This window comes from Leifsonia sp. KNZ12-8B (assembly GCF_056755495.1).
Window position 1 is genome coordinate 1 of record NZ_JBPGXM010000140.1, and the last position, 9,609, is coordinate 9,609.

Annotated in this window: 12 protein-coding genes and 1 tRNA gene; 2 read left to right on the forward strand and 11 right to left on the reverse strand. The window is 71.8% G+C overall.

Features of this window, described 5'->3' with window-relative positions; all coding sequences use genetic code 11:
• The coding region (locus tag ACR9ZG_RS16100; protein ID WP_481285863.1) for an erythromycin esterase family protein at positions 1–1,325 on the forward strand (1,325 nt) is incomplete at its 5' end.
• A gap of 76 nt (positions 1,326–1,401) precedes the next feature.
• Here ACR9ZG_RS16100 and ACR9ZG_RS16105 read toward each other — a convergent pair.
• From ACR9ZG_RS16105 to rplU, 11 genes are all read right to left on the reverse strand, one after another.
• Positions 1,402–1,477: transfer RNA gene (locus ACR9ZG_RS16105), tRNA-Ala, on the reverse strand.
• Positions 1,478–1,604: 127 nt separating this feature from the next.
• Complete coding sequence (locus ACR9ZG_RS16110) at positions 1,605–1,910, reverse strand: TFIIB-type zinc ribbon-containing protein (RefSeq protein WP_481285864.1); 306 nt, start codon at positions 1,908–1,910, stop codon at positions 1,605–1,607.
• A gap of 65 nt (positions 1,911–1,975) precedes the next feature.
• The gene (rsfS, locus tag ACR9ZG_RS16115; RefSeq protein ID WP_481285865.1) at positions 1,976–2,353 is read right to left on the reverse strand and encodes a ribosome silencing factor; all 378 of its coding nucleotides are present in this window, start codon (positions 2,351–2,353) and stop codon (positions 1,976–1,978) included.
• Positions 2,354–2,414: 61 nt separating this feature from the next.
• Positions 2,415–3,902, reverse strand: a complete 1,488-nt coding sequence (locus tag ACR9ZG_RS16120; protein WP_481285866.1) for a hypothetical protein — start codon at positions 3,900–3,902, stop codon at positions 2,415–2,417.
• Positions 3,899–4,501 carry a nicotinate-nucleotide adenylyltransferase gene (gene nadD, locus ACR9ZG_RS16125; protein WP_481285867.1) on the reverse strand — a complete coding sequence of 201 codons (603 nt, stop codon included), beginning with the start codon at positions 4,499–4,501 and terminating at the stop codon, positions 3,899–3,901. The genes ACR9ZG_RS16120 and nadD overlap by 4 nt, the downstream gene beginning before the upstream one ends.
• A 12-nt stretch (positions 4,502–4,513) precedes the next feature.
• Positions 4,514–4,750 carry a hypothetical protein gene (locus ACR9ZG_RS16130; RefSeq protein ID WP_481285868.1) on the reverse strand — a complete coding sequence of 79 codons (237 nt, stop codon included), beginning with the start codon at positions 4,748–4,750 and terminating at the stop codon, positions 4,514–4,516.
• 47 nt (positions 4,751–4,797) lie between these two features.
• Positions 4,798–6,078 (reverse strand): glutamate-5-semialdehyde dehydrogenase, encoded by a 1,281-nt coding sequence (locus ACR9ZG_RS16135; protein ID WP_481285869.1) that lies wholly within the window; start codon positions 6,076–6,078, stop codon positions 4,798–4,800.
• A 9-nt stretch (positions 6,079–6,087) separates the two neighbouring features.
• A complete protein-coding gene (proB, locus tag ACR9ZG_RS16140) occupies positions 6,088–6,912 on the reverse strand; it encodes a glutamate 5-kinase (protein WP_481285870.1) in 825 nt (274 codons plus the stop codon).
• Positions 6,909–8,459, reverse strand: coding sequence for a GTPase ObgE (gene obgE, locus ACR9ZG_RS16145; protein ID WP_481285871.1), 1,551 nt, complete (start codon positions 8,457–8,459; stop codon positions 6,909–6,911). Before obgE ends, proB begins: the two co-directional genes overlap by 4 nt.
• Before the next feature lie 88 nt (positions 8,460–8,547).
• Positions 8,548–8,805, reverse strand: coding sequence for a 50S ribosomal protein L27 (gene rpmA / locus ACR9ZG_RS16150; RefSeq protein WP_301208715.1), 258 nt, complete (start codon positions 8,803–8,805; stop codon positions 8,548–8,550).
• 30 nt (positions 8,806–8,835) lie between these two features.
• A complete protein-coding gene (gene rplU / locus ACR9ZG_RS16155) occupies positions 8,836–9,144 on the reverse strand; it encodes a 50S ribosomal protein L21 (protein WP_481285872.1) in 309 nt (102 codons plus the stop codon).
• 235 nt (positions 9,145–9,379) lie between these two features.
• Here rplU and ACR9ZG_RS16160 point away from each other — a divergent pair.
• Positions 9,380–9,609 (forward strand): DUF4031 domain-containing protein (locus tag ACR9ZG_RS16160; protein WP_481285873.1); only part of this gene is annotated, 230 nt, incomplete at its 3' end.

The following is a 9,609-nucleotide window of genomic DNA, read 5'->3' on the forward strand; positions in this document are numbered from 1 at the left end:
CGCTCAGCCAGGGCGCGGACCCGAACGCCCTCACGCCCTGGCTGAGCGAGCACGCGTCCCGCCTGTCCTCGCTGGACCCCGACACCGACGACGACGCCGATCTGGAGCCTCTCCTCGACATCGTCGGCGACGCCCGCGTCGTGGCGATCGGCGAGTCGATGCACCGCGGACACGAGTTCCTGCAGCTGCGGCACCGCGTGTTCCGCTTCCTGGCCCGCCGCGCGGGGTTCACGGCTCTCGTGCTCGAGAGCGGCTTCCCCGAGGGCACGGTCGTCGACGCGTGGATCCGCGCGGGCGGCCCGGGCGTGCGCGGCGTTCTGGAACGCGGCATCTCGTACGGCTTCGGGCGATGCGAGGAGCAACTCGACCAGCTCGCCTGGATGCGCGAGCAGCGCCTCGTGGCCGGCCTCCCGCTGCGCTTCTACGGCATGGACGTCGCCGACTCGGCCTCCAGCGCCCGCTCGGCGGTGGAGACGGCCCTCGCGCTGCTCGACGACCTCGACGCGGAGTACGCGGCGCATGTCCGCAGCACGCTGCTCCCCCTCTTCGACTACCTGCCGCGGGATCGTGCCGGCATCGCCCAGGCAGCGATCAGCATCCAGGCGTACCTGGCGCTCCCGGAGGCCGCCCGGCGCGAGCTGACGGCACGGATCGGCGACCTGGTGTGGCGCGTGCGCGCTCGACGCCCGGAGTTCCGAGCGGTCGCCGGCGAGGAGCGCGTCGAGACCGCGCTGCGCGCCGCCGAGGTCGCGCAGGCCACCGACGCCTTCCTCGCCGCGATGACTGCCGGCCCGACTCGCACGTGGCCCGGAGCCAACCTCCGCGACGCTGCGATGGCCGACACGGTCGAGTGGATCCTGCGCCGCGAGCCGCGCATCGTCATCGGCGCGGCGAACGGGCACGTGCAGAAGCGGCCGTTCCTCGCGCCGCCGTTCGTCACCTCGCCGATGACCACGGTCGGCGAACACCTCGCCGATCGGCTCGGCGGCGACTACGTCGTCATCGGCAGCGCCTTCGACGGCGGTGCGGCGTGGCTGCACCGGCCGCGGCCGGAGGACCGCCCCGGTCACTCCACACCGTTCATCCAGCCGCTGCGGCCCGCCGAGCCGTCGACGCTGGACGGCGTGCTGGCGGCGTTCTCGTCCGATCCGTTCCTCGTCGACCTCCGCGGCGTCACGGGCGAGGCCGCCACGCTGCTCGATGCGACGACCGGCACGCGCAACGGCGACGAGCTGCAGCCGGTGGAGGCGCGCGCCGCCTTCGACGCGATGGCCTTCGTCGGCCGCGTCTCGCCCTGGCACACGTGGATCCAGACGCCGAGCTGACGACCGTCGCCGCCGATGGCAGGGGCCGGAAACGACGAAGGCCGATCCCCGCGTTTCGCGGTGATCGGCCTTCTGATGGTGGATCTGAGGGGACTCGAACCCCTGACCCCCTGCATGCCATGCAGGTGCGCTACCAACTGCGCCACAGACCCGTACGGTTTACCCGTGAGGCGTTTCCTCGGCCTCCCGAAGCAACTCATCGATCGTACTACATCGCGCGGCGCGAAACGAAACCGGGCGCGCGGGCCGGGCGCGTCGCGGCCCGCGCGTGGAGTCGGGTCAGTCGAAGAGCTCGCTGAGCCAGTTCTCGCGCTTCTTCTTGTAGGGGTACTGGCCGTGCTGCTGCGGGTACGACTGCTGCGGGTAGGCGGGCGGCACCGGCGCCTGGTGCTGCTGGCCGTACCCCTGCTGCTGGGCGAAGCCCGGCTGCTGCGGGGCGGGTGCGGAGGTCGAGCCGGCCCGCTCGATGATCTTGTCGAGTTCGCCGCGGTCGAGCCAGACGCCCCGGCACTCGGGGCAGTAGTCGATCTCGATGCCGCTGCGCTCGCTCATGACGAGGGTGGCGTTGTCGGTAGGACACTTCATGGGTCCAGTGAACCGGCCCAGCATGAGAGAACTCTCAGGTGGAACCGGGAGAACGCCGAGTGCCGTTACTCGGCTCGTTCCGGCACGGGCAGCTGGATCGGGATGACGGGGCAGTCCTTCCAGAGCCGCTCCAGCGAGTAGTACATCCGGTCCTCCTCGTGGAAGACGTGGACGACCAGGTCGCCGAAGTCGAGCAGCACCCAGCGCCCCTCGGCCTTGCCCTCGCGGCGGAGCGTTCGGACGCCGGCGTCGTTGAGCCGGTCCTCCACCTCGCTCGCGATGGCGACGACGTTGCGCTCGACGCGCCCGGTGACGAGCAGGAACGCGTCGGTCAGGGGCAGCGGGCCCGACACATCGAGGCCGACGAGGTCCTCGCCGCCCTTCGCGTCGGCGGCCGTGGCCGCCAGTTGCAGCAGTTCGAGGGCGTGCGGGGATGCGGTCACGAGCGGTCCTCCGGTCGCGGGGCGGTGACGGGTACGGGACGGGGTGCGACGAGCCGGGAGATCAGAACACCCTCAGCACGTAGGCGGCGATGAGGAGGCCGATGACACCCACCGCGAGCACGCCGGCGGTGACCATGAGCACCACCGGAAGCGTGTTGCCGCGCTTCTTCGGCGGGGTGATCACGCCGCGGGTGGAGGTGTGGCTGCTGATCGCGCGCGACGCGCGGACCGGCGCCACCTCCGAGGTGTTGAACTCGTTCTCCTCGCTGTCGAGCAGGCGGTCGATGTCGGACGAGTCGAGGTGCTGCGGGTTGGCCCCGGTCGCCCCCATCCCGCGCGGCAGGTCGATCGACCCGGTGACAAGGATCTCGCCCGTGCTCGTGAGCGGCGCGGTCGCGTCCGGCTGCGGGATCGCGGGCAGGATGAGCGCGTTGGTCGTGGTCGCGGCCGTGGACTGGCCCACGTTCCGCGAGATGATCGGCTCGTTCTTGTCGTCGAGCTCGGCGGCCGTCGACCAGTGGCCGGTCGGCGGCGTGAAGGGGCGACGCTCCTGCGCGGCGTCCTGGTCGCGGCCCGCGGCGGTGGCGGGCTGTGCGGCGGCCGGCTGTGCGGCGGCCGGTGCCGGAGCGGCGGCGGGCTGCGGCGCCGGGGTGGACAGCCCGAACGCGGTGAACGGCGACTCGGCGGCGGGACTCTGCGTCACGCTGGTGTCGGTGCGGTCGCCGTGCGCGGCGGAGGCCGTGGCCGGCGCCGCGGACGGGGTCAGCGGGGCGAACGGCCAGGCCGACTTCGCGGCGCTGGAGAGCGGCGTGCTCTCGGACGCGGATGCGGCGTCCGCCGGGGTCGACGCACTCGACGGCTGCTGCGCACTCGGCGGCTGCTGCGCACTCGACGACTGCTGCCCGCTCGGCGACTGCTGCGGCGACGTGAACGACACCGGCACGACCGGCTCCGCGATCTGCGGGGCCTGGCTGGCCTGATTGGCCTCCTGCGCCTGCAGCATCGCGCGGAGCTCGCGACGGGTGAGCGTGCGCTCCGGCGCGGTCGAAGAGGAGGAGGAGGCCGCCGGCTTCTCCGTCTTGAGCACGGACACCGGCTGCGTCACCGGCTCGGCGACCTTCGGATCGGACGCGCGCTGGAAGAGACCGCCCGGCGAACCGGCAGCGGGCCGCTGCGCGGAACCGCTCTGCGCGGCACCGTTCTGCACGGGAGCACTCTGCGCGGGTGCACTCTGGGCGGCAGCACTCTGGCCACCGGCCGCGGCTCCGGACGGGCGCGACGGCGGGGACACGAGCGGCTCGGCGAAGGCGGTCGCGGGGATGGCCGGACGCTCGGGCGCGGACTGCTGCTGCCGTGCGTCGGCGGCCTGGCGCGCCTCGCCCGCCTGCTGGGCGGAGCCCGCGGTCGAGGTCATCTCGGGGATCTCGCCGGCCGGCGTGGGCTCGGCGGTGCCGGCACGGCGCGCGGCGGTGCGCTCCTTCTCGCGCGCCTGACGCCTGGTCTGCGGCTGCGCGCTCGCATCGTTGGGCTGATCAGGCCACAAAGTCATGCCACGCTCCGATACAAGTGGTGTTTGGAGATGTACTGGACCACTCCGTCGGGTACGAGGTACCAGACCGGGAATCCCCTGCTCACCCGGCTCCGGCAATCGGTCGACGAGATCGCCAGGGCCGGAACTTCCAACAAGCTTACGTCTTGCTGCGGCAATCCAGAAATACTCAAGTCGTGTCCCGGACGACTCACAGCAACGAAGTGCGCGAGCTTCCAGAGCTCGTCCACATCGCGCCAGCTGAGGATCTGCGCGATCGCGTCCGCGCCCGTGATGAAGAAGAGTTCAGCCTCCGGCCGCTCCTCGTGCAGATCGCGGAGGGTGTCGCGCGTGTAGGTCGGCCCCTCACGGTCGATGTCGACCCGGCTCACCGTGAAGCGCGGGTTGGAGGCCGTGGCGATCACCGTCATCAGGTAGCGGTGCTCCGCCTCCGTGACCTCGCCCTTCTGCCAGGGCTCCCCGGTCGGCACGAAGATCACCTCGTCGAGGTCGAACGACTGCGCGACCTCGCTCGCGGCGACCAGGTGGCCATGATGGATGGGGTCGAAGGTGCCGCCCATCACGCCGATGCGGGGGCGGCTCTTCTCCGTCAGCTCCATGCGTCGCGAGGACTAGTGTCCCTGCGTCGGGTGGCCGGTGCCGTGGTGGGTGGCGCCCGGGGCGCCGGCGTGCGTCGCGGCGTCGGGGGCGGCACGGTGGCCGTGGCGGTTGGCGACGTCCTTGTAGCTCCAGGCCACGAAGAGGAGGACCAGGAAGACGGCGGCGGCGATCGCGCCGAACGCCCACGCGGGGATCGGCAGGTCGACATGGGTCTCCGCGGCGGCGAGGACGGTCGTCAGGTGAGACATCGGTGATTCCTTTCCGGGCGTGGCCCGCGATTCAGTCTAGTGGCCGCTCAGCCGCGGATCTGGCCGGACCCGCGGACGACCCACTTCGTGCTCGTCAGCTCGGGCAGCCCCATCGGTCCGCGCGCGTGCAGCTTCTGCGTCGAGATGCCGACCTCGGCGCCGAAGCCGAACTCGCCGCCGTCGGTGAAGCGGGTGGAGGCGTTCACCATCACGACCGCGGAGTCGACCTCGGCGAGGAAGCGCTCGGCGTTGGCCAGGTCGTTCGTGATGATCGACTCGGTGTGCTGAGTGGAGTAGCGGCGGATGTGCTCGATCGCCTCGTCCAGGTCGTCGACGACCTTCACGGCGATGTCGAGGCTCATGTGCTCCGTCGCCCAGTCCTCGTCGGTCGCCGGCACGGTCGAGGTGGAGGCGGTGGCCGCGTACGGCAGCGACCGCTCGTCGGCGTGGATGGTGACGCCGGCCTCGGTCAGGGCGGTGAGCACGGGCGGCAGGAGGCGGTCGGCCGCGGCGCGGTGCACGAGCAGCGTCTCCACCGCGTTGCAGACGCTCGGGCGCTGGACCTTGGCGTTGCGGACGATGTCGACCGCCCAGTCCTCGCGGGCGGTCTCATCGAGCACGATGTGCACCACGCCGGCGCCGGTCTCGATCACGGGCACGGTCGACTCGGTGACGACCGTGCGAATGAGGTCAGCACTCCCCCGCGGGATCAGCACGTCGACCTGGCCGCGGGCCTTCATCAGCTGCGCGGCGCCCTCGCGGCCGAAGTCGTCGATGGTCTGCACGGCGTCGGGCGGGAGTCCGGTCGCGGCCAGCGCCTTCTGGATCACGGCGACGAGCACGCGGTTGGTCTCGATCGCCGCGCTGCCGCCACGCAGGACCGCGGCGTTGCCGCTCTTGATCGCGAGCGCGGCGATGTCGATGGTGACGTTCGGCCGGGCCTCGTAGATCGCGCCGACGACGCCGAAGGGCACGCGCACCTGCGTGATGTGGACGCCGTTGGGCAGCGCACTCCCCCGCACGGCCTGGCCGACCGGGTCGCTCAGTCCGACGATCTGCAGCACCGCGTCCGCGAGCCCCTGCAGGCGGGCCGGGGTCAGCGACAGCCGGTCCAGCAGCCCGCTGGAGAGCCCGTTCTCGCGGCCGTTGGCCAGGTCGAGCTCGTTCGCCGCCGTGATCTCGGTCGAGGCGGCGAGCACCCCGTCCGCGATGGCGCGCAGAGCGGCGTCCTTGCGGTCGGTGGTCGCGGTGGCGAGCGCGAGGGAGGCGCGCTTCGCGGCGGCGAGCCTGTCGTCCAGCGAGACGGGGGCGGCGATGGTCGAGGACATGCCTTCAGTCTAGGACGCGGGCACGGGGAAGGTCATGGCGTCGGAGGCGGCGACCGGGGCCGGGGCGAACCACGTGCCGACGGCCTCGCCGCGCAGCGCCTCCGCCACGAGCGTCGTCGCCGTCAGCACCACGGCGGTGCCGTGCTCGGCCGCCTGCCGTGCGGCGGACACCTTCGTGATCGCACCGCCGGTGCCCACCCCGGAGAGCCCGGTCGCCCCGATCGTGACGCCCTCGAGGCCGTCGTCGAAGGCGACGTGCTCGATGCGCTCGGCGCCGGCCTCCTGCGGCGGCTTGGTGTACAGCGCATCGACGTCCGAGAGCAGGACGAGGAGGTCGGCGTCGAGCAGGATCGCCACCAGCGCGGCCAGGCGGTCGTTGTCGCCGAACCGGATCTCGTGCGTCGCGACGGTGTCGTTCTCGTTCACGATCGGGAGGATGCGGAGGTCGAGCAGCCGCTCCATCGCCCGCCGCGCGTTGCTGCGGTGGGTCGGGTTCTCCAGGTCGCCCGCCGTGAGCAGCACCTGGCCGGCGACGATCTCGTAGCGGTCGAGGCTGTCCTGATAGCGGTAGATGAGAACGTTCTGGCCCACGGCCGCGGCCGCCTGCTGCGTGGCGAGGTCGGAGGGGCGGCCGTCCAGCGCCAGGTACGGGATACCCGTCGCGATGGCGCCGGAGGAGACCAGGACGACCTGGGTGCCCCGCCCGTGCGCCTCGGCGAGGGCATCGACGAGCGGCCCGATCTGACCCGCGTTCTCGCCGCTGATGGACGAGCTGCCGACCTTGACGACGATGCGCCGGGCGGCGGGGATCTGGCTGCGGTCGTCGATGGTCATGCCCGGTCGGTCTCCCCCGCCTCGCTGCCGGCGTTGTCGTCGTATGTGTCGTCCTGCCAGAGGCCGGCCTCGCGCTCGCGCAGCAGCTCGGCACGGGCCTCCGCCTTGGCGTCCATCCGCTCGAAGTAGTCCTCGCGGCGCTGGTTGCGGGTCGGGCGCTGGTTGCCGTCGAGCCGCACGTCGGTGCCGCGCGGCGAGGTGATCAGCTCGGCGGTGGAGGTCAGGGTCGGCTCCCAGTCGAAGACCACGCCGTTGTCGCGGCCGATGACCACGGTCGAGCCGGCGACGGCGCCGGACTTGACCAGCGCGTCCTCGACGCCGAGCTTGGCGAGCCGGTCGGCCAGGTAGCCGACGGCCTCATCGTTGGCGAAGTCGGTCTGCGCGACCCAGCGCTCGGGCTTCGCGCCCAGGATGCGGTAGACCGGGCCCTCGGAGCCGCCCTCGACCTTGACGACGTAGCCGCTGTCGTCGACCGCCTTCGGGCGCATGACGATGCGGGGACGCACCGCATCCTCCTGCGCCTGCTGCTCGCGAGCCTGCTCGACGAGTTCGGCGAGGGCGAAGGAGAGCGCACGCAGGCCCTCGTGGCTGACCGTGGAGATCTCGAACACGCGGTAGCCGCGCGCCTCGAGGTCGGGCCGCACGAAGTCGGCCAGGTCGCGGCCGTCCGGAACGTCGATCTTGTTGAGCGCGATCAGCTGCGGGCGCTCCAGGAGCGGCAGCTGCCCCTCCGGCACCGGGTAGGCGGCGAGCTCGCCGAGGATGACGTCGAGGTCGCTCAGCGGGTCGCGGCCGGGCTCCAGCGTCGCGCAGTCGAGCACGTGCAGCAGGGCCGAGCAGCGCTCGACGTGCCGCAGGAACTCGAGGCCCAGGCCCTTGCCCTCGCTCGCGCCCTCGATGAGGCCGGGGACGTCGGCGACCGTGTATCGGACGTCGCCCGCCTGGACGACGCCGAGGTTCGGGTGGAGGGTCGTGAAGGGGTAGTCCGCGATCTTCGGCTTCGCGGCCGACAGCGCCGCGATCAGGCTCGACTTGCCCGCGGACGGGTAGCCGACGAGCGCCACGTCGGCGACCGTCTTCAGCTCGAGGACGACATCGCCCTCCCAGCCGGGGGTTCCGAGCAGGGCGAAGCCGGGCGCCTTGCGCTTGGGGGTCGCCAGGGCCGCGTTGCCGAGGCCGCCGACGCCGCCGGGAGCCGCGACGAAGCGCATCCCGGGCTCGCTGAGGTCGACGAGCTCGTCGCCGTCGGGGCTCTTGACGACCGTGCCGACCGGCACGGGGAGCTCGAGGTCCTCGCCGGTGTGGCCGCTGCGGTGGTCGCCCATCCCGAAGCCGCCGTTGTCGCTCGAACGGTGCGGGTGGCGGTGGTAGCCCAGGAGGGTGGTGACCTGCGGGTCGGCGACGAGGACGATGTCGCCGCCGTTCCCGCCGTTGCCGCCGTCAGGGCCGGCGAGCGGCTTGAACTTCTCCCGCCGCACGGAGACGCACCCGTTGCCGCCGTTGCCGGCGCGCAGATGCAACGTCACGCGATCCACGAACGTCGCCATGATGGTGGTGCTCCCTACGGTGTCTGAAACGGCGGATGGGCGGGCCGCAGCCCGCCCATCCGGAGACTGCTGCTGGTGGCGCGGAGGCTCAGGCCTCGGCGGCCACGATGTTGACGACCTTGCGGCCGCCCTTGGTGCCGAACTCCACCGCGCCCGCCGAGAGGGCGAACAGGGTGTCGTCGCCGCCGCGGCCGACGTTCACACCGGGGTGGAAGTGGGTGCCGCGCTGGCGGACCAGGATCTCACCGGCGTTGACGGTCTGGCCGCCGAAGCGCTTCACGCCGAGGCGCTGCGCGTTGGAGTCGCGGCCGTTGCGAGTGGAGCTCGCTCCCTTTTTGTGTGCCATGTCTACTTCTCCTCGAGGTCCGTGAGTCGACTACTTGATGCCGGTGATCTTGACGCGCGTGAGCTCCTGGCGGTGGCCCTGGCGCTTCTTGTAGCCGGTCTTGTTCTTGAACTTCTGGATGACGATCTTCGGGCCGCGCAGGTCGCCGAGGACCTCCGCCGTCACCTTGACCTTGGACAGCGCGGTGGCGTCCGAGGTGATGGTGTCGCCGTCGACCAGCAGCACGGCAGCCAGCTCGACGGTGCCGCCCTCGCGGGCCTTGATGCGGTCCATCGTCACGATGGTGCCGACCTCGACCTTCTCCTGCCGGCCACCGGCGCGCACAACTGCGTAAACCACTTTCACGTACCTTTTTCGTCGGGGAACAGCTCCCGGCGGCGTTTCAGCCCGGACCTGGTCCTGCTCTTCACTGTTCTGGGGATCACTGTCGAGTCCTGCCCACACGCTCGAGGCGGTGGCGGCTCTCAGAAAACCATGACGGTGGTACGGGACAACACCCGGCACACACCAACGGTCTACTTTACCCGAGGCCCGGCCAGCCGGTCAATTCGGCTCCGGTTCCTACAATCATTGTATGACGGTCCTGATCGATCCCCCGGCATGGCCCGCCCACGGCATGTTGTGGTCGCACCTGGTCAGCGACGCGTCGCTGGACGAGCTGCATGCGTTCGCCGCGGCCAACGGCGTGCCGGCGCGCGCCTTCACGCGCAGGCCGCTCGCGATCAGCCGGGCGACCAGCTCCTTGCCGGGCACCGGCGTCGCGCCGGGCGCCCCCCGCGCGGGGGGGGGGGGGGGGGGGGGGGG